This window comes from Chryseobacterium lathyri, assembly GCF_003290185.1.
In the GTDB taxonomy this organism is placed as follows: Bacteria; Bacteroidota; Bacteroidia; order Flavobacteriales; family Weeksellaceae; genus Chryseobacterium; species Chryseobacterium lathyri.
The window spans coordinates 187145-213754 of the sequence record NZ_QNFY01000004.1; the positions used below are offsets into that span (position 1 = coordinate 187145).

The following is a 26610-nucleotide window of genomic DNA, read 5'->3' on the forward strand; positions in this document are numbered from 1 at the left end:
TTTATTTTAAATTAGAATGCCTTCCAAATTGTGCCATTGCAGCCCTCATGAGCATGTATAGTAATATTATATCGAATTGCTCCTTCTTCGGCTGAAGTACAAGATGTACCCGCAGCAGCAGCAATTCCTTTCATCTGAATAGCTGCTCCGGTTGAAGATGCCGCTGTAGGAGCCATATTTATTCCTACAACCGTGTTAGTAGCTGTCGATTGCCCGAAAAAAGCATGCTGAGTATTAGCATATATAGTCTGGTTAGCTGTTGTTGCCTGCGCTCCAATACCTATCGCCATAGCCGCACCTCCTGAAGCAGTCACTGTATTACTATTTCCAAAAGCGTAATTACTACTCGTTACATTATTTGATGACCCCAAAACAAAGCCCGCGAAAGTATTATTATTCCCCAAGGCAATACCAGAAGTACTACCCGCAACAGCCGCATTGAGATTACCCATTGCGAATTGATTGGATCCATTCAGATTATTATTATTACCAATTGCTTTTGCTCCGTTAGTAGTTGTATTACCCGAACCTATAGCAACACCTGGAAAATTTGGTCCCTGTGCAGAAACCGTATTATCTTTGCCCAGGACAACACTAGAAGATAATGTTGTATCTGATATTGTATTGTTTGATCCCCATACAAGAGAAGCATATGGACCGGCAGCTGTGGTATTTCCACCACGTAAAGTACCATCAGTATATAAAATTCCTTTTATTGCACCAGCCGTAGCAATTACCAAATTCTGAGAATCTTTTGTTCCTAAAAAATTTCCGGAAGAAATTGTACTTCCCACCACACCGGCGGCGGCGGTTGTCCCTGAGTTCCCAGTAGTATGCCAGTCTGAAGGCGTAGTAAATATCCATACTGTTCCATCAAAATAATAATATCCCGGAGTTGTTACATTAATCGTTGAACCAGCAGGAGTAGCGTTAATAGATGTAACATATACCAAAGCCCCCGTCTGAGCTGCAGCGTACGTTTTAGCAGCCAATTGGCTCAATGAAAGCCTTGGCGCAATAATTCCATCAGGCTTATTGATATTTGTTGGAAACCCGACTACATCCAATGTAGCCTGGGGAAGGCCAGTATTAATTCCAACTTGTGCGTTTATAAGATATCCTGTAAAGGATAAAACAGCAAGTGTTAATAATTTGTTTTTCATTAAATTGATATTTGTTGTTTTTTTATGTTTTATGTTTTTTTTATACTATTGAACTCAAATACTGTATAGCTTAACATGTATTAATTCCAACCTGTGCGTTTATGGGGTGACACTCATAAAGGATAAAGCTATTACTACTAATATTTGTTTTCGTTAAAGCAATTGGAAGATGTACGATTAAGATAATTTATCCGGAAACTTAATGACAAAGTCAAAACCTGCCTCAATTTTAGGATCTTCAACAGAATGTATAGTGCATTTATACTGTTGTACAATTCCTGCGTCTCTGCATATGAAGCTCAGATGCCTGATACCAGCATACCGCTTACTCATTTCTATAGAAGCCTTACTAAGAACGGGAATCTTATCTTTTTGTGAATATTTTGTAAACTCACCAGTTTTATAAAGAGAGCATGATACAGTAGAATTCTGTACTGCTAAAGATGTGGTGCTGAGATTTTCTATCTGCAATGCAAACAACATATTGATACAATATGCTATAGCACAGCTATAGAAGATAAAGTAATTTATTTTCAATGATGTATGTGTTTTTTTTCGGTACAAATATAGTAAATTTTCAATTAAAACAACTTTTTAATATTAAATTTTAACAAAAAACAAACATTTAAGTAAATAATAAACATTTAATTATGTTAATTTTTACGACATACACAACAATAATCAATTATCAAAACATACATATCAATAATACTTGATTATTTTAACAAAATACATTGATTTTTAGAATGTTATAAAAACAAAAAAAGCCCGGACATTGCTGTCCGGGCTTCTTATTTTATAGTAAATTGAATTATTTCAATTCTACTTCAGCACCAGCTTCTTCTAATTGCTTCTTAAGAGCTTCAGCTTCGTCTTTAGAGATTCCTTGCTTGATAGCAGCAGGAGCTCCGTCTACGATATCTTTAGCTTCTTTAAGACCAGCACCAGTTAAATCTTTTACCAATTTAACGATAGCCAATTTAGAAGCACCTGCAGACTTAAGAATTACATCGAATTCTGTTTTTTCTTCAGCAGCTTCACCTGCACCACCTGCAGCAACTACTACAGCAGCAGCAGCTGGCTCAATTCCGTACTCATCCTTAAGGATAGTAGCTAATTCGTTTACGTCTTTTACTGTTAGGTTTACTAGCGTTTCAGCTAAATTTTTTAAATCTGACATTGTTGTAATGTTTTTGTTGATTATTTATTTAATTTTTTGAGTGTAATTATTCAGCAGCTGGCGTTTCGTCAGTGCTTTCTGCAGCTGGAGCTTCCGGAGCCTCAGCAGCAGGAGTTTCTTCTACAGCAGGTGCAGCTTCTTCAGCGGCAGTTTCTACTGTTTCAGATTTGTTTTGAAGAGCAGAAACAACTCTTTGAATTGGAGACTGAAGCAATCCGATGATTTCACCGATCATTTCTTCTCTAGACTTAATGCTTACTAAGGCATCAAGATTGTTGTCACCAACATAGAAAGTTTCCTGTACAAAAGCAGACTTTAATGCCGGCTTCTCTTCTTTTTTTCTGAAGTCTTTAATTAATTTTGCTGGAGCGTTAGCTGTATCAGCAACCATTAATGCAGAGTTACCTTTGAATGTTTGGAACATTTCAGAGAAATCTACTCCGTCAATCTGCTCCATTGCTTTTTGTAAAAGTGTATTTTTTACTACTTTCACTTTAATATTCTGCTTGAAAGCCTGTCTTCTGAAATCAGAAGATTTAGCAGCGTTCAAACCGTCTAAATCTGCTACATAAACTACTTTCGCATCCTGAAGCAAATCTTTGATCTCTTGTATTGCTACAACTTTTTGGTCTTTTGTCATTGTCTTAAGGATTATTATTAGTTAACAGATTTACTATCAATTGCAATACCCGGGCTCATTGTAGAAGACAAATAAATGCTCTTCACATAAGTACCTTTAGCAGCAGTTGGTTTCATTTTGATCAATGTAGAAATTAATTCCTGAGCATTTTCTTTGATTTTAACAGCATCGAAAGATACTTTACCAATACCAGCATGGATGATACCATACTTGTCTACTTTGAAATCAATTTTACCTGCTTTTACTTCAGTTACTGCTTTACCAATTTCCATAGTTACAGTTCCTGATTTAGGGTTAGGCATAAGACCTCTTGGACCTAATACTCTACCTAATGGACCTAATTTACCCATAACAGCTGGCATAGTAACGATAACGTCAACATCTGTCCAACCTTCTTTTATTTTTTGTAAATATTCGTCAAGACCTACATAATCAGCTCCAGCTTCTTTTGCTTCAGCTTCTTTATCTGGTGTAACCAATGCCAAAACTTTAACATCTTTACCAGTACCGTGAGGAAGAGATACAACACCTCTTACCATTTGGTTTGCTTTTCTTGGATCTACACCCAATCTTACAGCGATATCTACAGAAGCATCAAACTTTGTAGTGTTCACTTCTTTTACAAGAGCAGAACCTTCTTCAAGGTTATAGATTCTTCCTTTTTCTACTTTGCTTAAAGCTTCCTTTTGCTTTTTAGTCAATTTTGCCATTTCTATTAGTTTTAAGCGTTAAAAGTTGGTTTAGTTCCTGTTACTCTTAATCCCATAGATCTAGCAGTACCTGCAACCATAGAAACTGCAGAATCCATTGTAAAGCAGTTAAGGTCAGTCATTTTATCCTCAGCGATTTTCTTTACCTGATCCCAAGATACAGAACCTACTTTGTTTCTGTTTGGTTCTCCGGAACCTCCTTTGATCTTAGCCGCATCCATTAACTGAATTGCTGCAGGTGGAGTTTTAATAACGAATTCAAAAGATTTGTCTTCGTATACTGTAATTACTACAGGTAAAACTTGCCCTGGCTTATCTTGGGTTCTCCCGTTAAATTGCTTACAAAACTCCATGATGTTCACACCTGCAGAACCCAATGCTGGACCTACTGGTGGAGAAGGGTTAGCCGCGCCACCTTTCACCTGAAGCTTTACCATTTTAAAGACTTTCTTAGCCATTTTTAATTTTTTTAGTTTGAATAATTAATGAGTTTGGAAGCATTTATTATTCAGCAGATTACCGACTCACATACAGTAAATCTACTTTTCGGACTGCAAAATTATGAAATATTTTTGAATTAGCAAATGGAAAGTGCTGATTTTTAGAAAAGAATATGAATATTTTTTTATTTACATTTATAAAAGACAAAGCTCCATGGGACTGAAATTTTTTAGTCTTGGGTATATTTTTAGTGTTTTATTGTCTTATTAAAATCTAAAACGAGTTTATTACAATATGGAAACCAAGCAATACGAACTTACTTCCAATATTAAGCATATCCAATCAAATTCTTTTAAAGCCCCTGTGTTTCACCAATCTTTTTCATAACTGCCCTTTTAACAAAAATAAAAGAACAAAAAAAACATAATCACAAAAAAAAGACTGCCGAACAGCAGTCTTTATATATTTTAAAAGTATGAATTATACCTTTTCTACTTGCATATAGCTAAGCTCCATTGGAGTTTTTCTACCGAAGATCAGTACAGAAACTTCAATTTTCTTCTTGTCTTCAAGAATTTTTTCAACAGTTCCGTTGAATCCATTGAAAGGTCCGTCAATTACTTTAACGTTTTCACCTACAATAAACGGAATCTCAACATCGGTTGCAAATTCTGAAAGCTCATCCATTCTTCCCAGCATTCTGTTGACCTCAGATTTTCTCATCGGAACAGGATCACCTCCTTTTGTTAAGCTTAAGAAAGATATTACTCCCGGAATGTTTTTAATTGCGTGAGGAATTTCTCCCATCAGATCAGCTTCGATCATTAAGTATCCAGGATAGTAAGGTTTCTCTTTAGGAACTTTTTTTCCGTTTCTGATCTGAATAACCTTTTCCATAGGAATAACCACTTGAGTAACGTACTGCTCAAACCCTAAACGTTTGATTTCTGTCTCAATATAGTTTTTCACTTTATTTTCCTGTCCGCTGATTGCTTTCAGCACATACCATTTCAATTCGCTCATTATGGGAAAATACTTTTTTAGTTGAACACGTTAATTAGCATTCCAATTATGTTGCTGATTGCTTTTGAAAACAATTCATCAACTCCAAAGGTAAACAATGCCAAAATCACTGTAGCAATAGTTACCACAATAGTAGAAGACTGAAGATCAGCCCACTTTGGCCATTCAACTTTATGTCTGAATTCGTTATAAGAACCTTTTAAAAAATCGACAAATGAACTCATAATTAATATTTGCACGGGCACAAGGATTCGAACCCTGATCAACGGTTTTGGAGACCGGTATCCTACCATTGGACGATGCCCGTAGATAAAAAGCTTCCGAGAGTTTCCTTCCGGAAGCTTTATTTATTTTAAGATGATTAGTCTAAGATTTCAGTCACCTGACCTGAACCAACTGTTCTACCTCCTTCTCTGATCGCAAATCTAAGACCTACGTTAAGAGCGATTGGCTGTAACAATTCTACAGTGATCTCTAAGTTATCACCAGGCATTACCATTTCTACACCTTCTGGTAAGAAGATCTCACCTGTAACGTCAGTAGTTCTTACGTAGAACTGAGGACGGTACTTGTTGTGGAATGGAGTGTGACGTCCACCTTCTTCTTTAGAAAGGATATAAACTGATGCTTTGAATTTTTTGTGTGGCTTAACAGAATCTTTCTTAGCGATTACCATACCTCTCTTGATGTCAGTTTTTTCAATACCTCTCAACAATAGACCTACGTTATCACCAGCTTCACCTCTGTCAAGGATTTTTCTGAACATCTCAACTCCTGTAATAGTAGAAGTTAATTTTTCTTCACCCATACCGATGATATCAACAGGATCACCTGTATTGATAATACCAGCTTCGATTCTACCAGTTGCAACAGTACCTCTACCTGTAATAGAGAATACGTCTTCGATTGGCATCAAGAATGGCTTATCAGTATCTCTTGGTGGCTGCTCGATCCAGTTATCAACAGCATCCATTAATTCTTCAACGCTCTTGAACCACTTGTCTTCAGTATCAGGAGTAGCTGCTGTAGCTGCTGTAAGAGCACCTAATGCAGAACCTTGAATTACTGGAGAGTTATCTCCGTCAAAATCGTAAGTAGATAATAAGTCTCTAAGCTCCATTTCAACAAGCTCTAACAACTCAGCATCATCCACCATGTCAACTTTGTTCATGAAAACAACAATTCTAGGTACATTTACCTGACGGCAAAGTAGGATATGTTCTCTAGTCTGAGGCATTGGACCGTCAGTTGCAGCACATACTACGATAGCTCCGTCCATTTGAGCAGCACCAGTTACCATGTTCTTTACGTAATCCGCGTGACCTGGACAGTCAACGTGAGCATAGTGTCTTTTTTCAGTTTCGTATTCGATGTGAGCAGTATTGATAGTAATACCTCTTTCTTTTTCTTCTGGAGCAGAGTCAATTGCAGAGAAGTCTTTTTTCTCAGCAAGACCTTTGCTAGCTAGTACAGCAGAAATTGCAGCTGTAAGAGTAGTTTTACCATGGTCAACGTGACCAATAGTACCAATGTTCAAGTGTGGTTTGTTACGATTAAACGTTTCCTTTGCCATGATTTAAAATTATTTATTTTATTATTTTTCAATTTTTCGGTGTGCAAATATAATGATTTTTTAAATACTAAAATCTTTTTTATTTAAAAAAGTTTCAATATTCAATCAAAGAAGCACAAACCTTATATTTCAATGTATTGAGACTGCAAATTTACACAAATTTCCGGATTGAAAAAAATCATTATAAACGTTTTTATTTGAAAGCATAAAGTATGTGACTAATTCTGAATAATATAGGAAGTGAAAAAATATTTGCAAATAAAATTACACTATAAAAACCACCATTAATATTTCCTCGTATATATAATAGAATAAAATAATATCATGAGCATCTTTATCTTTTTTCTAGATGTTAATTATTCTAATATTTTTCCGGGCTAACAATTTTTGAAGATAATATAATACCCGAAAATACGGCCCAGGAACTTTTAACAGGATTGTGGCTTAAGAAAACACATGATTATTTTGATGCAAGAAGCACGGAAAACATAGTTTTCCGCGCTTCACATAATATAGATAGAAGAAATATTAAATCTGTTGGGACTTTTTCGTCCTGTTGAAGATCCAGAAAATAATCGGGAAGATCAACAATGTTAATATAGTTGCTGTAATTAACCCTCCGATAATCACGATCGCTAAGGGTTTCTGAGATTCCGAACCGATACCTGTGGACAATGCGGCAGGCATCAATCCTATCGAAGCCATCAGAGCTGTCATGATAACAGGGCGGGTTCTGGATTTTACACCATTTAATATGGCATTGTCTAAGCTCAATCCGTTCTTGACATTCTGATGAAACTCAGTAATAAGGATAACTCCATTTTGGATACAGATACCGAGCAAAGCAATCATTCCCACTCCGGCTGAAATTCCGAAATTCATTCTGGTAAGATGCAGGGCAATAATCCCTCCGATCAGTGCAAAAGGTACGTTCGCCAATACCAGCAATGAGTCTTTCATATTTCCAAAAAGGATGAACAGTAAGAAGAAAATCCCCAGAATGCTGATCGGAACTACCTGTGCCAATCTGTGTGAAGCTCTCTGCTGGTTTTCAAACTGACCTGTCCAGCCAATGGAATAACCGTCCGGAAGATCAATATTGGCCACTCTTTTCTGTGCATCCGCAATGGTACTTCCTAAATCACGGTCACGAATCGAAAATTTCACCCCGATGTATCTTTTAATATCATCTCTGTAAATAAATGCAGCTCCGTTATCTTTTACAATGGTACTGATTTCCTTCAGCGGAATCTTTGCCCCATCCTGTGTAGGAACCATTAAGGAAGCAATATCATTTTCATCTTTTCTGTATTCCTGGGAATACCTGAGACGAATCGGAAATTTTCTTTCGCCATCAAACATTTCCGATGCCGTTTTTCCTCCAAAAGCCATTTCCAGTACAGACTGTGCGTCGTCGGGCATTACTCCGTAAGCCGCCATTTTATCCCGGTCCAGCACGACACTTACTTCCGGCTGACCGATATTTTTAATGATCCCGGGATCTTTTACTCCGTCTACGTCTTTGATCTGTTTTAAAACCTCATCCGCCAATTTATCCAGGGTTTCCAGATTATCACCATAAATTTTGATTCCGTTCTCCGCTTTGAAACCAGCTACGGCTTCTGCCACATTATCTGAGATGGGTTGGGAATAATTAAAGGTAATTCCCTGGTAGCTTCTGAGCTTTTTATCTATTTCCTCGATCAGTTCTTCGTAGCTGATCTTGCGTTTCCATTCATCTCTAGGCTGAAGATTGACGGCAAACTGCACAAATCCAAATCCGTTCGGGTCTGTTCCGTCATTACTCCGTCCGGTTTGAGCCAAGACATCGGTAACTTCAGGAAAGCTCATAATGTCTTTCTTTAAAAGGTCTGCGGTTTTCAGAGATTCTTTTAATGATGAACTCATCGGCATTTCTGCAGTAATCCAAAGTGAGCCCTCATTCAGTTGGGGCAGGAATTCTGTTCCTAAAAATTTTCCTGAGAATAACGTCACTACCATGAAAGATATGGCAACAATTAAACTCATTCTTTTATGTTGAAAAGTATAGTTGAATCCTTTGAGTACAATTCTATCCCAGAAATTAACAAACGGGTTATTTTTTTCTTTTACATTCTTATTTAATAAAATGTGGGAAAGAACGGGAACCAATGTCAGAGTGAATACCAATGCCCCTATCAAAGCAAATCCTAAGGTAAATGCTAATGGTGAAAACATCTTCCCTTCCACTTTCTGGAAAGAGAAAATAGGGATCAGTGATGTAATGATGATTAATTTTGAAAAGAAGATGGCTTTTCCTAAACCTGTTCCAGTCTGCTTGATCCAGCCTCCTTTTGACAATTTATTGAATTTTTCTGTTCCATATTTAAGCGCTTTATGATCGAGCATGACAAAAAGCCCTTCCACCATGACGACAGCTCCGTCAATAATAATCCCAAAATCTACCGCACCCAGCGAAAGCAGGTTGGCACTCATCCCGGCAAGCTTTAAGCATAAAAATGCGAACAACAGGGACAGTGGAATAATAATGGAAACAATGAGCGTGGTTCTCCAGTCTGCCATAAAGATCAGAACAATCACCGTAACAAGAATAATTCCCTCGATTAGGTTGTGCATCACGGTGTGTGTCGTGAAGTCCATCAGGTTGTCACGGTCGTAGAAGGTTACCATTTTGACATCTTTCGGAAGAACCTTTTCATTAAGCTCTTTGATTTTGGCTTTCACTCCAACCAGAACTTCCCTTGGGTTCTCCCCTTTTCTCATTACAACAATTCCTTCAACGGTGTCTTCATGATTATTCAATCCGGCTTGTCCGACTCTCGGCATTGAACTTTCGTGAACTTCGGCAACATTTTTGACCAAAACAGGATTTCCGTTGTCATTCTGAATAGTAATATTCCCTATATCATTAATGGATTTAACCAAACCGATTCCTCTTACTACATAAGCCTGACCATTTTTCTCAATAACATCACCTCCAACATTTAAATTGCTTTTGGTAACGGCATCATACACCTGAAGCGGCGTCAGATTGTATTTATCCAAAGCTCTCGGATCAATACTTAATTCAAAAACCTTGTCCTGGCCTCCGAAAACATTGATGTCTGCAACTCCCGGAACGCCTCTCAGTGCGCGGTCGACTACCCAGTTCTGTAAAGTCAGCAGTTCTCTGGAATCTTTCGTTTTACTTTCCAGGGTATATCTGAAAATTTCCCCGGTAGGCCCGTAGGGTGGCTGAACTTCCGGATCCACCTCATCAGGAAGGCTTACGGTTCTTAATTGGTTATTCACCTGATTTCTGGCGAAAGTATCATCCACCCCATCGTCGAAAAGAATTTTAACGATAGAGAGACCAAACATCGTGGTACTTCTCACACTCGTTTTCTTCTGCACCGGGCTCATGGCCAATTCAATGGGCGTAGTCACAAAACGTTCCACTTCTTCTGCGCTCCGCCCATTCCATTGGGTTATAATAACAATCTGGGTATTGGTAACATCCGGGAAAGCTTCAATGGGCATATTTTTGAAACTGATAAAACCCGCAATGGCCAAAATAGCAACCCAGATAAAGGTAAAGGCTTTATTTTTTAGCGAGAAAGCAATTATATTTTTAATGAATTTATTCATAGTAGAAATTAGATGTTAGACTTTAGATATTAGACTAATAACTAAATGTTTAATTGTTGAGACAATTTTAAAGATGTTAATTAAAAAAATTGAAGGCTTTTGAACCATTAAGTTTTTATTTTAGGATTTAAGATTATGAAGCAGTCGCAGCCGAATTTGGGTAAGAGGAATGCTTAAGAATATCTTCAGATGTTTTTCTTAATTCAGCTTAACTTCTTCCTTCAACATGATCAATAATTCTTAATGGTTCAAAATCAATTTTAATTATTCAGAGAGCGGTAAATTAAAAGTTGATTATTAGTGATTACTTCTTCTCCTTCAGACAAACCTTCGGAAACATAAGTGATATCTCCGGTCTGCTTTAAAATCTTTATTTCTTTAACCTTAACATCTGTTCTTGATTTAAAAATCACTACAAAACTTCTGTTATCATCAAAAATCACAGCTTTGGAAGGAACTGTAAGGGCCGTATTATTTTCTGAGCTTGTCACTTTTATGGTTGCCTTACTTTCAGGAATTAATAATCCGTTTGCATTGTCTAAAACAACTCTTGCCTGCATTGCATTGGTTTGCGGATCAATAATTTTAAATATTTTATCAATTTTTCCATCAAAAACTTTGTCCGGATAAGACAGTGTGGAAACCTGGGCTTTCATTCCGAGACTTATTTTTTCGATGTCTGATTCGTTAACATTCATGATCGCCCAAACATTGGTTGTATTCGCCACATCAAAAATATTATCACTTCTGTCACTTCTCAACTGCATATCTTTATTGATATTCTTCTGAACGATATAACCGCTGATCGGAGCCACAACACTGTAAATATTTCCTTTCTTTACATTATAAACCGTACTCACCGCACTTGCTCTCTGCATTTGGTCCTGAGCCTTCTGCAATTCGCTCTTGGCTTCCAGTACATCTCTTTCAGTATTCAGTTTTCCTTCGTACATTTCCTTGGCAACACGAAGATTGTTTTGAGCAACAACCAAATCCGTTTTTGCATCGCTTACATCTTTCTGAACTTCCGCCAACTCCGTACTTCTGATGGTCGCCAAAATCTGTCCTTTCGTCACATGATCTCCCAACTCTACATTTACACTTAAAACATTTCCTCCAACCAGCGGATAAACATCTATATAGCTGTTTTTATCTGCGGATATTTTCCCGTAAAAATTATAATCGTCTTCTATATTTTTTTTCTCAACTTTTGCTAAAGAAATCGACTTCAGCATTGTGTTGCTCAGTTCAAAGCCTTTTTTTGCCTGTGGTTTAGCTTCTTCCTCTTTTTTTGAGCAAGACAGGACTGACAAAACCACCATTGTTAGGGTTATATATTTTTTCATGTTTAATAGAAGATTTTCGTTTGTACTAGTTGATTAAGCTGTTCTGCCGATTGTATAATTTCATTCTTCATATCGAAGATCTGGAGAGCCGTCTCTCTGTAACTGTCCATGAAATCTGTAAATTCTATAAGGCTGATGTTTCCTTTTCTGAAGTTTTTCAGCATTCCATCGTACACAATCTCCATATTGCTAAGGTCTGTGGTTTTAATTTCTGCAAGCTGGTCGTACTGATTTTTCCATGTTTTGTAGGCAGCCTGAACTTTAGTTTCAAGGTTCAGTTTCTGATAATCTGCATTTTTCTGGTTCTGTTGAATGGCATAATTGGCTTTTTCCACATTTCCCTGATTGGATTTCCATAGTGGCAGTGGAATCCCGATCATAAGATTAACCTCATTTTTAAAAGTCCCTCCATTCTGGTCCCATCCTGCTCCTACATTAAGGTCCGGAACATTCAGAGATTTCTGCCACTGTGCATATAATTTGCTGTTGTCAATTAATTTCAGGAAATATTGATAATCAGAATTATGTTCCAGTGCTTTTCTCTTTAGCTCATCTTCGTCTCCGAAGGGCTGGGCTGCAAGAATTTCTTTTGCATCAGCGTCAGAAAGCTGCGGCTCTATTTCATCGGAAATTCCGGTCAGCACTTTTAAATTTTGTTCAAATTCAAGGATGTTTTTATTAATTCCCAGTTTATCATTATTAAGCTGGATCACGAGACTCTGCAGCCTTACTTCGTCTTTAAGGGAAACGTTACCTTTGGCAGACTGTAGGCGGTAAGCATTTAACAGGTCATTCATATACTCCAGCTGCTTATTGGTATTGCCAAGCTTCTGTTTCTCATAATATAAATTGAAATAAGCAGCACGAAGCTGAGCTCTCAGGTCCACTAAAAGCTGCGAAAACTGAAGCTGGGCAAGTTCTTTGTTCGATTTTGCAAAAGCAATTTCATTTTTCTTTTTTCCTCCCATATAGATCAGCTGGGTGATCTCCGCTCCTTTGGCATGGCCTATATCAAAAGCTTTTTTACCTTCAGGATTGTAGGCATTGATCTGACCGCTCAGCTGTGGCAGTTCCCAAATCTTAGCCTGCAGAATATCTGCATCGGCCATATTGATGTTATATTGTTCTGCAAGAAGCTGAAGATTATTTTTCTGAAAAGCCTCTTCACAGTCCAAAAGTGACATCTGCTGCTGTCCTGCCATGAATGAGGAGATGGCAATAAACAGCCCTGCAATTTTGTTCATTCTATCTTTATTTATGATACAAAATTGCCTTTACATGATTAAAAGGGCCTTAAAGAAGCCTTAAAAAAAAATTAAATTTGGTTTAGGAATACGAAATTTATTTAAAAACTTACCCTTTTAAACCATATTAAGGTCGGGAATAGGAATAAGAATAAGTATGTGTTTTTAAACTATAGATTATAAAAAGCGCAACTAAGGCTGTTTATTAAATATGATGCTAAATTTATTTGTACTTTCAGCCGGGGAAGAATATTTGATTCTTGCGTTGTGATACTCCAGGATTCGTTTAACAATTCGAAGTCCAAGACCCGAACCGGAAATATTTTGAGAATTATTACCTCTCATAAAAGCTTCAAACAGTTTTGCCTGCTCTTCTTCAGGTATGGTATCTCCATGAGAAATAACATCAACCGTAAGCTGATCATTGGTTTCTCTTATCAAAACATCCACTTCTGCATCATCAGAATATACGGCTGCGTTTTTAAAAAGATTGATAAAGACAATGACTAAAAGAGAATGGATGCCACTAATCGTAAGCAGTCCGTTTTCCGAAGTATCTTCAGAGATCAGAAAATCCAGCTTCAAAGTGGGATAACTTTTTTCTACTGCTTCGAAGGCTTCAAAAATAACTTCATCAATCCTTACTTCTTCATAAATGCTCTGAATATTCTCTTTGTCGAATTTTGTAAGCAATAAAAGGGAATTGGTAAGATCCGACAACTGATACACATCCCGTTGAATCTGTTTTAAAGAAGCAAGGGTTTCAGGAGAGTGCTTTTCAAATTTGATCAGGTTTTCCAGCTGAAATGCCATTCTTGTAATAGGAGTCCTGATTTCATGTGATGCACTTGCCGTAAAATCTTTCTGTGACTGAAAGACATCATCCAACCTTGCAATCATGGTATTAAAGGATTTGGCTAAAACATTAATCTCATCATCAGACTCCTGGACCGGGATCTGTGTGGTAAGTTTATGAGCAGTAACTTCGGAAATTTCGGTATTCAGATCTTCCAACGGACGCAGGAACTGCCCCATGAAATAATAACTGAAAAAACCGATGAGAAGGGTACTCATTACATAAGCTGTGATCAGAAGATATTTAAGGTATTCGAGTTTCGATTTCCCATTGGTATCAAAAGCACTGGTAAGAATGTAGTAATTCTCCCCATTGATGTTTCGAAGTGCTGCATAGATCTCCGGAACAGTTTTTTCACTGTATATGATCTTCTTTTCATCCAGCTCTTTGAGAAGCGCATTATCCCAGGTTACATTCCGGTCTTTGATTGTACTGTAGACCAGTTCTTTGTCTGCATTGAAAATTAAGATTGTTTCATTGAGAAGGATATTGTCTGAATTTTCGTTAAAAAAAATAGGTGCTTCTTCTTCGAAATTCCTGGACTTTGAAATGAAGTGTGAAGTAAATTCAAGGCGCTGTCTGAATCTTTCTTTGAACTCGTCTCTTCTAAAATCATTAAAAGATAGATAGATCACCGCCATCACCATTGCAAAAAGCAGGGAAAAAGCGATACTTAATGTTAATGCTATCTTTCTTTTTAAAGACATTTATAATGGGCTTAGGTAATATCCGAAACCAGAACGGGTGTGGATAAGTTTAAGTTTAAAATCCTTATCGATCTTTTTTCTCAAAAAATTGATGTAGACTTCTACCGTATTGGTATTCGTATTAAAATTATGTTCCCACACATGTTCCGTGATCTGCTGCTTGGAAACGGTTCTTCCCTGCGCCTCTGCAAGATAGACCAGAAGCTGAAATTCCTTAAGAGTAAGGGCTATTTCATTGCCTGCTCTATAGACTTTCTGTTCAGTTTTATTGATGATAAGGTCGTCTACCCTGATGATATCCTGGTCTGCAGCATCGGACGGGGACTTTCTCCTTAGCAGCGAATTGATTCTCAGCAGCAGCTCTTCAAACTGGAAAGGCTTCACCAGGTAATCATCTGCAAGTCTGGTAAACGCATCTTTTTTATCAGAAATGTCTCCGTAAGCCGAGATAATGATGATGGGAGTATTTTTATCGAAAGAACGGATGGTCTGGCAAACGTCAAGCCCATTTATCTTGGGAACATTGATGTCGAGCAGATACAGGTCATACGTATTGTTCTTGATTTGCCGGAGAAAGGTTTCACCATCATAGATCTTATCACAGGTGAAGCTGTTCGATTCTAAAAACCGGCAAAGCTCCGCCGAAAGAATGAGGTCGTCTTCCAATAAAAGAATATTCATCAAAATCTTATTTTATACGAATTTAACGAAATTTTTATGTTCCTGTATTATCCATTGAAGGCTGATGGACAGATTTAATTAAATTTTAAGGTAAATTTTTACAAAAAAAGGAGTAATTATTGTTTTTTTGTTGCTGAAGATTTCTGGGAGGCATACTATAAACCAGACTTAAAACTAGATTTTAGGGTAAAAAAAAATCCCGAAAAGATTCGGGAAATATAGAGAGCCAACTACGGGACTTGAACCCGTGACCTCTTCCTTACCAAGGAAGCACTCTACCGCTGAGCTAAGTCGGCATTGAAGCAAAAAAATCACACTAATTAGCGTGATTTTCTTTGAGCGGAAGACGGGGGTCGAACCCGCGACATTCAGCTTGGAAGGCTGACGCTCTACCAACTGAGCTACTTCCGCAATTTTGTTTCCAAAACTATTGGTAACGCTGTGCAAATCTAGGAAAATCCTTTTAAATCTACAAAACTTTTTTTATTAATATAAATGTGGGGAGAGCAGGATTCGAACCTACGAAGCCGAAGCAACTGAGTTACAGTCAGTCCCATTTAGCCACTCTGGAATCTCCCCTCATGTTATATTAAAATTGAGCCTCCAGAGGGATTCGAACCCACGACCCCGAGATTACAAATCACGTGCTCTGGCCAACTGAGCTATGGAGGCAATTTTAAAATGTAAACTGAAGGCTTTAGAGAGAATCTACTCTATGCTTTTCAGCAGTTAAAAAAAAATCACCCTCTAGCAGAGTGATCTATTTTGAGCGGAAGACGGGGGTCGAACCCGCGACATTCAGCTTGGAAGGCTGACGCTCTACCAACTGAGCTACTTCCGCAATTTTGTTTCCAAAACTATTGGTAATGCTGTGCAAACTTAGGAAAAATCCTTTAGATACACAAATTTCCATCTAATATAAAATGTGGGGAGAGCAGGATTCGAACCTACGAAGCCGAAGCAACTGAGTTACAGTCAGTCCCATTTAGCCACTCTGGAATCTCCCCTCATGTTTATATTAAAAAGAGCCTCCAGAGGGATTCGAACCCACGACCCCGAGATTACAAATCACGTGCTCTGGCCAACTGAGCTATGGAGGCATATAAAAAAGAATTCAAAAGATCGCTGTTCCCTTTTTGCGAGTGCAAATATAGAACGGATTTTTTGAATTCTCAAACTTTTCTATAACTTTTTTAAACTTTTTTTACTACGCCATTTCTTTTTTCTTGATTAATAGCTTTTTAGCAGTATCAACACATAGGTCTAAACTTTCTTCAAAAGTTTCAGACGTCTTTTTTACAACGATATCGTCGCCTGGGACGGCTAAAATAAGCTCGGCAGTTTTGTTGTTTCTATCAGAGTTATTTTCAACTTTTAAGAACACCTTACACTCATGAATTTTATCATAAAAGGTTTCCAATTTGCTTACTTTTTTGTCAATGTGTGATTCTAATGGTTCGTGTGGAGTTAAACCAATTGATTGAACTGTGATCTTCATAATTCTTCTTTTTTAGATGCTCGAGGATGAGCCTGATTAAACACTTTTTTCAATTGTTCAATATTAGCATTCGTATAGACTTGAGTACTTGCAAGACTGGAATGCCCTAATATTTTTTTTACTTTGGAGATCTCCGCCCCATTATCCAAAACGTGTGTAGCAAAGCTATGCCGAAGGATGTGAGGACTTCTTTTTTCTTTCGTTGTTACAAGACTAAGGTACTTATTAACTACCACATAAACAAATTTTTCATTGAGTTTTTTACCCTTTTTATTGATGAAAAAATAGGTTTTATATTCGGTATTAGGTTTCCTTATTTCCAGGTAACTTCTAAGCAGATTTGAGAGGTCTGCGGAAATGGGAATAAAACGTTCTTTATTTCCTTTTCCTATTACCTTGAGCTCATTTCCTTCTAGGTTAACGTGTTCAAACATCAGGCCACAAAGCTCAGCTTTACGCATTCCAGTCTGGTATAATACCTCTATAATACATTTTTCCAGAATATCGGGTTGATCTATCAGAACACCGTCACTGAGCGCCTGCATTTCTTCCTGTGAGATAGGAATCTGTTTTTCAGCGTAAAACTTAAGGGAAGATATACTTTCCGTGGGAGAGACTTTAATTTCACCGACCTTTAAAAGGAATAAATAAAAACTTCTGAGGGATGATAATTTTCTATTGATGCTTCTTTTTGAAATATTATTTTCGCTTAATTCGACGATAAAATTTCTGATTACTTTTTTATCAGCCTTGGAAATATCTTCAGAAGCTTCTGTTTTAAGGTAGAAATGGGAAAAGTCTTCAAGATCTTTTCGGTAACTTGTAATAGTGTGAGGCGAATACCTCTTTTCGAACTGTAAATATTCTAAATACTTATCTAACATTACATAAGGTATAAAAACAAAAATTCACCTCTCAAATATACGTATTTAAGAAGTGAATTTAGTATGTGGTTAAGAAAAATCTTAAGCCTGCTCTTCCTTGCTAAGTCCTCTTTGTTTGTAAGCGGCCTTTAGTCTAGCTTGTCTTAAAGTTACAGAAGGCTTAATAAACGCTTGTCTAGATCTCAATTGACGAACTGTACCCGTTTTATCAAATTTTCTTTTATATTTTTTTAAAGCTCTGTCGATGGATTCCCCATCTTTTACTGGAATTATTAACATATTTTACATCTCATTTTGGATTGCAAAACTAGACATTTTTTATTAAACTGCAAAATTTAGCTCCACTTTCTTTAAAAAACCCATTATAAGTTATCTACAATCAGATACAATAATGTGGACAAGTATGCTATTTTTAAAATTTTGAGTCCCCTCTATTATCCGTTATATTACTAATAACAGCAATATAAACATACTGGGGATTATCTGAAAAGTATGTCATATTATGAACTATATGTAAACAAAAATCCCTATCTTTGTAGCTACTTTATTCATGGGGTTGACTGGTTTCGACAGCAAGATCAATGGGTAAGTAAGCATGCAGAGAACCGTAGCGCGATCTCTTTAATCCCTTGCTACACAACTTTAACTGGCAACGAAGAGTTCGCTCTTGCAGCTTAATATCGAAGTATAGTAGATCAAGCGTTTTCCTGAAGATAGTAAGGAAGCAAGATATCTCACAAATGCTCTGTTCTGCGGCGTTTGATTCTGGGATATAGGAATGCAGGAATAAGGTTTCAGATGCTTTGGCTGAAACTCGAAAACTTCAGAAGATAAGCTGGAAGTTGGGTGTCTTCCCTCTGCCTCCAGTCGAAAACCAATGGTAGAATAAGCATGTAGAAATCTTATGTATTGCTTGTTTGGACGAGGGTTCGAATCCCTCCAACTCCACCAGGTGAGAAACCAAATTAATCTAAAAGCCTTTAAATCCTAGTATTTAAGGGCTTTTTTGTTTTTTTGAGTTATCAAAATATACCAAAGAAATACAAATCGAACGTGAGTCATTCGGTGAGTCTTCTTTAGGCAGCATTTTGACTCACCGAATTCTCATTAAACAGCTTATTCATCAGCCTGTTCATTGATTCAACATCTTGTAGGTTTAAAGGTTCAGCAATATTATTAACCTTTAAAATTAAAATATTATGCAAACCTACAGCTTACTGTTTTATGCCAAAAAGGCAAAGAACAACCCTGAATTATCTACAATTTACATGAGAATCACTGTTGCCGGAAGACGAACAGAGATTTCAACAGGACAAACGGTAAAAACCCCTCAATGGAGTATAAAATTAGGAAAAGTATCAGGCAATAGTCCCAATGGTAAACAATTAAACTCCTTATTGGAAAGTTTCAGAGCTAAATTATTTGAATGCTATAATTCCTTGTATAACGAAGGCAAAGAGATAACTTGTGAAAATCTCCGAAACAAATATTTAGAAATTGAGGAAAGAAAAATTACTCTTATTGAACATAACTCAAAGGTAAAGGGACTTATAGATAGAGAATTTTCTAAAGGAACGTGGAAACGGTATGAAACATCATTACGACATACTCAGGCATTTCTGAAATGGAAATTTAATATCAGTGACATTGATGTCCGTCATATTAATGCCGGATTCGTTGCAGATTATGAGTTTTATTTGAGAACTGTAAGAAACTGCTCAAATAATTCTGCTGTAAAGTATATTAGAAATTTTCAAAAAATAATTAATATTTGTCTCAACAATGAATGGATTTCATGAGCGATGCCTTGTTTGATGGGAAGAGATTTAGGCTTTTGACTTTAGTTGATAATTATAGTCGAAAATGCTTGGCCATTGAGGCGGAAATTTCAATCAAGGGAGAAAACGTCACGGAAATATTAAAAAACATTACCTTTGAAGAGAAGGTTTTTCCCGAGCGTATCAAAATAGATAATGGTCCTGAATTTATCAGCAAAGAATTGGATAGATGGGCTTATGAAAAGAACATAGAATTGGAATTCTCCAGACCTGGAAAACCTACTGACAATGAATCTATAGAGAGCTTTAACGGTTCATTGAGGGATGAATGCCTAAGCGTAAATTGGGTTTTGTCGCTTCATGATGCACAGAAAAAATTAAATGCATGGAAGTTGGATTATAATGATTACAGACCGCATAGCTCATTAGGAAATCTAACCCCAAATGAGTTCATCGAAATGCAATCAAAAAAGCAAATTTCTCTATTTTAGATTGGTACTATTGACGGGTAGAAGTTAGAGCTTACAAAATCTTGCATGGAGTTTGGAAAAAATTAAAGTTCTTTTACTATATTATTTCTTTTTTTATTATTTATGATTTAAACAGTCTCTTTTTTCTTTTTATTTGATAGCTTTGTATATATCCCTTGTTTGAAATCATCTTCAATTATATAATTAAAACTTTATTCCCTTAATAATCTATATGCTAATGTTTAATTAAAAAAAGCATGGAGAATATAAAAAACCACTTGTCAAATATCGTTGACATATCAGAGAATGATTGGGAAATTTTCTCTTCAAAGTTATCGAAGGTAAACTTTCCCAAAAAAGGAATTTTATTAGAAAAGGGTAAAATCGAAAAATATTTATCTTTTATAGAATCCGGAATATTGAGATTTAACATTCCAAAAATAGAATATGATTTTACTTTTGCTTTTGCATTTGAAAATAATTTTGTTAGTGGATACGATTCATTTATAAAACAAAAACCATCATTATATAATATAGAAACAATTACAGATTGTACTTTATGGAGGGTATCTTATGACGACTTACAGAATATTTATGCTACTACAACAATAGGAAATAGGGTTGGAAGAATGATAGCAGAAGAATTATATTTAAAAAAAATGAAAAGAGAATTGTGCCTTCTTGAAAATTCGGCTAAACAAAGATATTTAGATTTATTCGAGGAACAGCCTCAATTGGTACAAAACATCCCTTTAAAATATCTAGCATCTTATATTGGTATTCGTCCACAATCACTTAGCAGAATAAGAAAACAGATTTATTAACATTTGTTCATTGATTTGAAGACATAGTTAAAATAATTTTGTGAAATAATTTTAAACAACAACGTCATGAAAAAATTATTTCAATTACCAATTCTGGCTCTTTTATTTCCTCTTCCTCTTTTTTCTCCTAAAAAATTCACTCTTTCTTTAACTATAAATAATATACAAAGCAATGGTGATATTTTTATTGGTTTATATGATAGTTCCAAAAAGTTTGGACAAATTGGAAGTACTTTTAGAACAATAAAAAAAACGCCCGTCTCCTCTTTATTAAAAGTGTCGTGGGAAGATTTGCCTAAAAATAATTATGCTATCGCCCTTTTCCAAGATGTAAATAAAAATGGAAAATTAGATAAAAATATTTTAGGAAAACCTATAGAGCCTTATGCGTTTTCAAATAATGTGAAACCATTTTTATCTGCCCCTTCCTTTGATAAATGTAGTTTTGTTTTAAATGCAAATCAAGAAATCGAAATAACCTTAATCCAACCATAATATGTATTTATTTTTAAAATTATTACATATTTTATCTGTAATTATCGCAATAGGCAGTAATTTATCTTATTTTATTTGGCTACAGAGGAGTAAGCAACAACAATATCTTTTATTTTCATTAAAAGGAATAAAATTTTTAGATGAGAAAATTGCTAATCCTGCTTATTTTATTAGTCTCTTTACCGGATTATGTATGTGCTATATCAGAGGGATTAACCCACTAAACATAGATTGGCTATTTTTTTCCTTACTTCTTTTTAGTATGATGGGAATTGTTGGTCTTGGTTTATATTCTTCAGCTCTTTCTAATCAAATAAAAATGCTTGAAAGATATGATTTAGATCCCAAATCATATTATAAAGCCGAAAAAAAACAAACAATTGTTGGGATAATTTTGATTATCATAGCCCTAATAATTGTTACTCTTATGGTTTTCAAACCAAGTAATATAATCCTTTAAATAAACTAACTAGTAACAAATTCGTTATTGATCATCTAGAAAAAAATTAAAAAAATGAAACCATTATTTATATTACTGGGAGTTTTTTCCATTTCAATTATAATTATGAAACTCATTCATAAAAACTCTAACCATTTATTGGCAGGGAGGTTGGCTTTATCTTTAATGCTACTATTTACTGCATTGGGACATTTTTTGTATGCCAAAGGGATGTCATTAATGCTGCCAGACATAATTCCTTTTAGAGAAATAATAATCTATATAACAGGTTTTATTGAAATTGCAGCAGCAATAGGAATATTCATTCCAAATATTAGAATCATTACTGCCGTTTTATTGATATCCTTTTTTATTTTAATATTGCCTTCCAATATTTATTCCTCGATCAAACATTTAAATTATCAAACGGGCACTTTTGATGGAAATGGCATTTCATATTTATGGTTTAGGATTCCATTTCAACTGTTATTGATATTTTGGACTTATTATTTTGTTTACAAAAAATAAAATGCTACATTTTTTCATCAATTTACATCCACTTTTCATAAGAAATACAAAAAAATGATGACATTATATGCTAGTTTTTAAATTGATAGTTATTCTAATTCTGCTTCCCTAGATCCTATTTTATATAGCATTTAATTTAAAATTTTATATAAATATTTAAGGCTGATAAAATCCATTTTTCATAGCAAAAACAATAAGATCAAAAGTTCGATTGACCTTAAATTTTTTCATGATATTTTTATGATAGCTTTTTACAGTATGATAACTAAGGTGCATTTCATTAGCCACTTCTTTAATTGTTTTCCCAGAGCATATAAGCTTAAGCACATCCTTTTCTCTGGGTGAAAGGTGATAAATAATCTGCTCATCATTAAAGAAAGAATTTAAAATATTTCCTCTAAGGGTTTTCCCAATATACTTTTTCCCATCTAGACAATCACTAATAGCGTCAATAAGTTCTTCTATAGAAGATTCTTTACTCATATAAGCATTAGCTCCATACCTAATGGCCATTTTTACAGTCATTGGATCCGAGATAGAGGAAAGGACAATTAGCTTATAATCTGAATGTTTTTTTAATAAAAAATATTCCTGGTATGACTTTAACAACTCTACTCCGCTGAGTTCCGGCATTAAAAGGTCTGTAATTATTAGGTCTGGAAGTTTTGAATTATTTTTTTCATTAAAAAAACTTGTTGCCTTATTATAAATACGTATTTCTGACGCTATATTCTGTGAAAGGAGGCTGTTTCTTATAGCTTCAGCAATCATCTTATGGTCATCAATAATAACGGCAAACATAAATTAAAGAATAAATATAAACAAAGCTATAAAATATTTATTTTATTCACCTCACCTTAAAGATATTATTTTATTTAACTTAATTAGATTTGTAAAAAATTCATTATGAGTGATGTAAAAATAGACAGTATCGTTCCCTATATGGCTTTTGGCGCAATTACGATTGCCGTTGTTTTCTTCACTTTTTATTATTTGTATATAAAAGATGAAGCTTTAAAAAGATATAGAAATTTTTTATGGGTGACCCTGGGTTATATTTTTTTAAAAGAATTTATCCTTATCCCCAAATATACTCAAGACCCTTTATTTTTATATATTATAAGTGAAGTTTTTTATTGGAGTAGTCTTATTTTATATGTCCGTTTTATCTATATTACTATAGATTTTAAAGAAAAAGAAGGTCTTTTTAGACAGCTAGCAATTATTACTCAGGTATTACATGGGCTTGCATTTATTATTTATATGGGCTTTCAAATCGTACTCCCTGAGTATAAAATCTTTTTTGGGTACATTTTTGCACCTATTTCAATATTCTTATTTATTGTCGTTTGTTTATTTATACAAAATCTGTATAAAAACCGTGTTTTTATATATTATAGATTTTTGTATATAGGAAGTTTCTTGTTTTTGATTTTTAATACTCTCGGTCTTTTTTTTAACTCCCCTGATAAAAATTTTTATGGGCTCACCAATTTTTCAATTCTTTGTATAGGCTGGTTCTTAGAATTGATGATGTTTATGTTAGCTTTATGCATGAAAGCAAAAAACGACTGGGATGAGAAACTGAGTACTATTGAAAAAAACACCTCTATCGAAAAAAAACTTTTGCTACAAGAAATGGAAAGACAACAAGTAATCCATGAGAGTAAACAAACGGAGAGGTTAAAAATTTCAAATGATATTCATGATGGTATAAGCAATACAATTAGTGGTCTAAAATTTTATATTAATGATAAAAGACTACAGACACAAAATCTTAAAGAGAAAGAATTCCTTAAAGATCTGGAAAGTGAAATCAATAGCATCTATATTCAGGTAAGAGATTATATTCAAAAATTATATTCTGGAGACCATGAGGATAATTATGATATCCTCTATTTTTTAGACGCTTTACAACAACATTATAAAACGTCTTCCTTACAAATATTTATTAATATCGACAGAATACATATTAATAAATATCTTACAAAATACCAAGCGAAAGAATTTTATTTCATATTAAATGAAATTATAGGAAACTCCATCAAGCATTCCAAATGTGATGAGATTTCCATTCAAATAGGTTTTGATGAAACAGTCTGTAATTTTTCTATACAAGATAATGGGAAGGGGTTTGATTATGACATATCTAGAAATAAAGGATTGGGGTTATCAATCATTCAAAACAGAATTAACAAATTGCAAGGAGAGATAAAATACTCTATTTTAAATGGAACAAAAGTACGTGGATACTTTCCTTATTCCTACCCCCCAAAAGAGGGGGGCTAAATACCCCCCCTTTTACCGGTGTTCTCACACTTGTTTATATTATAACTTTGTAAACATAAATATGAATTTATAATGAAAACAAAATTATTATCAATTAGTTTAATTTCAATCTTCAATGTCGTATATTCTCAAGTAGGAATTAATACAAGCGCCCCCAAATCTACTTTAGATGTTGTAAAAAACACTTCATCATCAACTCCTCAAGGATTACTAATTCCTCGTTTAACGGGAGATGAAGTACAAGCGATGAATGTTACACCTGATCAAAATGGATTACTCGCTTTTGTTATTTCAAAACCGACAGCCCCTATTGATAGGACAAGTCTTATTTTAGATTCTGGAGTATATTATTACTTAGCATCCGTTGATAAATGGTACAATGTTAATCAATTTAATAACTCAATTAATTCTGCTTTATATTCTGCAAGTTATTCTTCCACTAATATGGGAATTGGGAATTTTACAGGTGGCTCCGAGACAGATTACAACAATCCAAACGTTCAATCAAATATATATTTTGTAAATGGGACAGAAAGTATATTTAATAGTTCTCCATATGTGACAACCAGACCTGGAGACCCCGCTTTAAACAGAGGTGCAAAATTCTTAAAATCAGGCGTTTACAATATTATTATTCAATTTAATTTTATTTATATGAGGGATGTTGCCGGGGATGGAGCTAATAACCCAAATCTTCCAGATAGACTTGGTAGCCAGGTTTCTTATAATATGGGACTTAATTTTATGAATAGCCCAGCAGGATCTTATTCTTCTAACGTTACACATAACACTGATGTTATAAATGCCAGATTAGGCACCGGGCAACAAAGAACGAGCGGAATTGCAGTGGGAAATATTATTGTAAAAGAAGATAATGTGGTGAATTTTGTTCCGTACGTAAGCACATCCGGCTACTATGTTAGTCCTGAAGAACTTACAAATACACTTGCAGGACCTTCCGCTGCTACCGGGACACTCAGTATCCATGTTATACGAGTTTCTGACTATAATAATTAAGTGAAAGTCTTAATATAAAAATTATAAACACAAATAATTATATAGAAATATGCTATTGTTGTGTTGAATGTTCACAACAATAGCATTATTTTAAAAGCTCAACATGGACTTTAAAAACATACATATTGGAAAATTAATTCATAAGAAATTTAAAGAAAAAGATTTTTCGATTGAAAGATCTTGTAATTTTTTGAAGTGTACTGAAAAAGAAATCACTAATATGTTTGAGCAGGAAGACTTGGAAACAAGTATCCTCTTGAAATGGAGTAAATTATTGAAGTATGATTTTTTCAGAATTTATTCTCATCATCTTATACTTTATGCTCCACCTCAAAAAATAGAATTTTCTTCTAAATACAACTCAAAATCTACATTACCTTCATTTAGAAAAAATCTATATACTAAAGAAATAATAGATTTTATAGTTGAACTTATTGATACCGAGCAAAAAACTAAATTGCAAATTATGAGCGAGTATAAAATACCTAAAACGACTTTGCATAAATGGATAGAAAAATACGGCAACAAAAAATAACTCTGCCAGACTACAAAAAAATTTATTCGGATTTAATAGAATTAAAACATCCTGAAAAAAAAGAATTGTGTCGAAGAATATTATCTAAGGACTTCCTGTCAAAATTTGATGTCATTAAAATAAATAATCTCATTTTAGGAAACAATAATAAAAATACCCGTTTGAATCAGAGATATCGTTCTTATGATAAGGAAACAATTATTGAAATTCTAAAATTTCAAAAGAAAAAGAATTTAAATAATACTCAGTTGGCCAACCACTATAAATTAAGTAGGAACACTATAACAAAGTGGAAAAGAATTTTATCGGACCTAGTTAATAAGTAGATACTTAATTTATAAAAGAATTTAAATAAACAGTATGCTACTACTAAGGTAACGGCAGGACTAATTTCAAAGAGATATTTAACAAGTCTCTTTGAGAAAATTCGGTAAACCTCGGATTAAAAAGAAGAATCGTTTTGCGATTTTCGATTTACTTTTTACGAGACTTAACGTATGAACGCCGGAAGCCATTTCTAATCTTCCATAAAACTTTGATGAGGCTGTCTCAAAAGGTAAACTAATACTCTGAGAATCTTCTAAATGACAAAAGTTGTCAGACAGGAGTCCGAGAGAGGGGGTACTTTTGAGACAGCCTCATATTAAAATACAAAATAAGTT

27 protein-coding genes, 8 tRNA genes and 1 other RNA gene are annotated in these 26610 nt (G+C 34.8%); 10 read left to right on the forward strand and 26 right to left on the reverse strand.

Annotated elements, in window-relative coordinates; all coding sequences use genetic code 11:
• Positions 1-11: 11 nt before the first annotated feature.
• The 25 genes from DRF61_RS06795 to rpsU form a co-directional block, all read right to left on the reverse strand.
• A complete protein-coding gene (locus DRF61_RS06795; protein ID WP_111955365.1) occupies positions 12-1163 on the reverse strand; it encodes a hypothetical protein in 1152 nt (383 codons plus the stop codon).
• Between the two features lie 177 nt (positions 1164-1340).
• Positions 1341-1646, reverse strand: a complete 306-nt coding sequence (locus tag DRF61_RS06800) for a hypothetical protein (RefSeq protein WP_111955367.1) — start codon at positions 1644-1646, stop codon at positions 1341-1343.
• 328 nt (positions 1647-1974) lie between these two features.
• Positions 1975-2343 (reverse strand): 50S ribosomal protein L7/L12, encoded by a 369-nt coding sequence (rplL, locus tag DRF61_RS06805; protein WP_034723387.1) that lies wholly within the window; start codon positions 2341-2343, stop codon positions 1975-1977.
• Positions 2344-2389: 46 nt separating this feature from the next.
• On the reverse strand, positions 2390-2983 hold the full coding sequence (gene rplJ, locus DRF61_RS06810; RefSeq protein WP_111955368.1) for a 50S ribosomal protein L10: 594 nt from the start codon (positions 2981-2983) through the stop codon (positions 2390-2392).
• Positions 2984-3000: 17 nt separating this feature from the next.
• Entirely contained in the window at positions 3001-3693 is a 693-nt protein-coding gene (gene rplA / locus DRF61_RS06815) for a 50S ribosomal protein L1 (RefSeq protein WP_111955369.1), read from the reverse strand.
• An 11-nt stretch (positions 3694-3704) separates the two neighbouring features.
• Positions 3705-4151 carry a 50S ribosomal protein L11 gene (gene rplK / locus DRF61_RS06820; protein WP_034702033.1) on the reverse strand — a complete coding sequence of 149 codons (447 nt, stop codon included), beginning with the start codon at positions 4149-4151 and terminating at the stop codon, positions 3705-3707.
• 463 nt (positions 4152-4614) lie between these two features.
• On the reverse strand, positions 4615-5157 hold the full coding sequence (nusG, locus tag DRF61_RS06825; protein WP_111955370.1) for a transcription termination/antitermination protein NusG: 543 nt from the start codon (positions 5155-5157) through the stop codon (positions 4615-4617).
• 17 nt (positions 5158-5174) lie between these two features.
• Positions 5175-5381: a preprotein translocase subunit SecE gene (secE, locus tag DRF61_RS06830; RefSeq protein WP_034702507.1), complete on the reverse strand. Its 207-nt coding sequence runs from the start codon at positions 5379-5381 to the stop codon at positions 5175-5177.
• 12 nt (positions 5382-5393) lie between these two features.
• Positions 5394-5464 (reverse strand) — tRNA-Trp (locus DRF61_RS06835).
• A gap of 54 nt (positions 5465-5518) precedes the next feature.
• Positions 5519-6730 carry an elongation factor Tu gene (tuf, locus tag DRF61_RS06840; protein WP_034749673.1) on the reverse strand — a complete coding sequence of 404 codons (1212 nt, stop codon included), beginning with the start codon at positions 6728-6730 and terminating at the stop codon, positions 5519-5521.
• A 528-nt stretch (positions 6731-7258) separates the two neighbouring features.
• Positions 7259-10357 (reverse strand): efflux RND transporter permease subunit, encoded by a 3099-nt coding sequence (locus DRF61_RS06845; RefSeq protein ID WP_111955371.1) that lies wholly within the window; start codon positions 10355-10357, stop codon positions 7259-7261.
• A 260-nt stretch (positions 10358-10617) separates the two neighbouring features.
• Positions 10618-11703: an efflux RND transporter periplasmic adaptor subunit gene (locus DRF61_RS06850; protein WP_111955372.1), complete on the reverse strand. Its 1086-nt coding sequence runs from the start codon at positions 11701-11703 to the stop codon at positions 10618-10620.
• 2 nt (positions 11704-11705) lie between these two features.
• Positions 11706-12947 carry a TolC family protein gene (locus DRF61_RS06855; protein ID WP_111955373.1) on the reverse strand — a complete coding sequence of 414 codons (1242 nt, stop codon included), beginning with the start codon at positions 12945-12947 and terminating at the stop codon, positions 11706-11708.
• 192 nt (positions 12948-13139) lie between these two features.
• Positions 13140-14510 (reverse strand): ATP-binding protein, encoded by a 1371-nt coding sequence (locus tag DRF61_RS06860; protein WP_111955374.1) that lies wholly within the window; start codon positions 14508-14510, stop codon positions 13140-13142.
• A complete protein-coding gene (locus DRF61_RS06865; RefSeq protein ID WP_111955376.1) occupies positions 14511-15191 on the reverse strand; it encodes a response regulator transcription factor in 681 nt (226 codons plus the stop codon).
• A gap of 224 nt (positions 15192-15415) precedes the next feature.
• Positions 15416-15487 (reverse strand) — tRNA-Thr (locus DRF61_RS06870).
• 42 nt (positions 15488-15529) lie between these two features.
• Positions 15530-15602, reverse strand: a tRNA-Gly gene (locus DRF61_RS06875).
• Positions 15603-15689: 87 nt separating this feature from the next.
• Positions 15690-15770 (reverse strand) — tRNA-Tyr (locus tag DRF61_RS06880).
• Positions 15771-15789: 19 nt separating this feature from the next.
• Positions 15790-15863: transfer RNA gene (locus DRF61_RS06885), tRNA-Thr, on the reverse strand.
• A 96-nt stretch (positions 15864-15959) separates the two neighbouring features.
• Positions 15960-16032, reverse strand: a tRNA-Gly gene (locus DRF61_RS06890).
• An 85-nt stretch (positions 16033-16117) separates the two neighbouring features.
• A tRNA-Tyr gene (locus DRF61_RS06895) sits at positions 16118-16198 on the reverse strand.
• Positions 16199-16217: 19 nt separating this feature from the next.
• Positions 16218-16291: transfer RNA gene (locus DRF61_RS06900), tRNA-Thr, on the reverse strand.
• A gap of 107 nt (positions 16292-16398) precedes the next feature.
• A complete protein-coding gene (locus tag DRF61_RS06905) occupies positions 16399-16689 on the reverse strand; it encodes an HPF/RaiA family ribosome-associated protein (RefSeq protein ID WP_111955378.1) in 291 nt (96 codons plus the stop codon).
• Positions 16686-17573 (reverse strand): tyrosine-type recombinase/integrase, encoded by an 888-nt coding sequence (locus DRF61_RS06910; protein ID WP_111955380.1) that lies wholly within the window; start codon positions 17571-17573, stop codon positions 16686-16688. The genes DRF61_RS06905 and DRF61_RS06910 overlap by 4 nt, the downstream gene beginning before the upstream one ends.
• 81 nt (positions 17574-17654) lie before the next feature.
• On the reverse strand, positions 17655-17852 hold the full coding sequence (gene rpsU, locus DRF61_RS06915) for a 30S ribosomal protein S21 (RefSeq protein ID WP_034702010.1): 198 nt from the start codon (positions 17850-17852) through the stop codon (positions 17655-17657).
• 273 nt (positions 17853-18125) lie between these two features.
• Here rpsU and ssrA point away from each other — a divergent pair.
• The 7 genes from ssrA (at position 18126) to DRF61_RS06950 (ending at position 22107) form a co-directional block, all read left to right on the forward strand.
• Positions 18126-18524, forward strand: a transfer-messenger RNA (tmRNA) gene (gene ssrA / locus DRF61_RS06920).
• A 248-nt stretch (positions 18525-18772) separates the two neighbouring features.
• Positions 18773-19372: a phage integrase SAM-like domain and Arm DNA-binding domain-containing protein gene (locus DRF61_RS06925; RefSeq protein ID WP_111955382.1), complete on the forward strand. Its 600-nt coding sequence runs from the start codon at positions 18773-18775 to the stop codon at positions 19370-19372.
• Complete coding sequence (locus tag DRF61_RS06930; protein ID WP_157963369.1) at positions 19369-19842, forward strand: integrase core domain-containing protein; 474 nt, start codon at positions 19369-19371, stop codon at positions 19840-19842. Before DRF61_RS06925 ends, DRF61_RS06930 begins: the two co-directional genes overlap by 4 nt.
• Before the next feature lie 236 nt (positions 19843-20078).
• Entirely contained in the window at positions 20079-20645 is a 567-nt protein-coding gene (locus DRF61_RS06935) for a Crp/Fnr family transcriptional regulator (protein WP_111955386.1), read from the forward strand.
• A 66-nt stretch (positions 20646-20711) separates the two neighbouring features.
• Complete coding sequence (locus DRF61_RS06940; RefSeq protein WP_111955388.1) at positions 20712-21140, forward strand: DUF2141 domain-containing protein; 429 nt, start codon at positions 20712-20714, stop codon at positions 21138-21140.
• 1 nt (position 21141) lies between these two features.
• Positions 21142-21600, forward strand: a complete 459-nt coding sequence (locus tag DRF61_RS06945; protein ID WP_111955390.1) for a DUF2269 family protein — start codon at positions 21142-21144, stop codon at positions 21598-21600.
• A 54-nt stretch (positions 21601-21654) separates the two neighbouring features.
• Positions 21655-22107 carry a DoxX family protein gene (locus DRF61_RS06950; protein WP_111955392.1) on the forward strand — a complete coding sequence of 151 codons (453 nt, stop codon included), beginning with the start codon at positions 21655-21657 and terminating at the stop codon, positions 22105-22107.
• A gap of 156 nt (positions 22108-22263) precedes the next feature.
• Here DRF61_RS06950 and DRF61_RS06955 read toward each other — a convergent pair whose 3' ends face one another.
• Positions 22264-22908, reverse strand: coding sequence for a LuxR C-terminal-related transcriptional regulator (locus tag DRF61_RS06955; RefSeq protein WP_111955394.1), 645 nt, complete (start codon positions 22906-22908; stop codon positions 22264-22266).
• A 105-nt stretch (positions 22909-23013) separates the two neighbouring features.
• Here DRF61_RS06955 and DRF61_RS06960 point away from each other — a divergent pair, with 105 nt between their 5' ends.
• The 3 genes from DRF61_RS06960 to DRF61_RS06970 all read left to right on the forward strand — a co-directional run bounded on the left by DRF61_RS06960 (position 23014) and on the right by DRF61_RS06970 (position 25948).
• Positions 23014-24396, forward strand: coding sequence for a sensor histidine kinase (locus tag DRF61_RS06960; protein ID WP_111955396.1), 1383 nt, complete (start codon positions 23014-23016; stop codon positions 24394-24396).
• A 72-nt stretch (positions 24397-24468) separates the two neighbouring features.
• Positions 24469-25413: a hypothetical protein gene (locus DRF61_RS06965; protein ID WP_111955398.1), complete on the forward strand. Its 945-nt coding sequence runs from the start codon at positions 24469-24471 to the stop codon at positions 25411-25413.
• 103 nt (positions 25414-25516) lie between these two features.
• Positions 25517-25948: a transposase gene (locus DRF61_RS06970; protein WP_111955400.1), complete on the forward strand. Its 432-nt coding sequence runs from the start codon at positions 25517-25519 to the stop codon at positions 25946-25948.
• Positions 25949-26610: the final 662 nt, after the last annotated feature.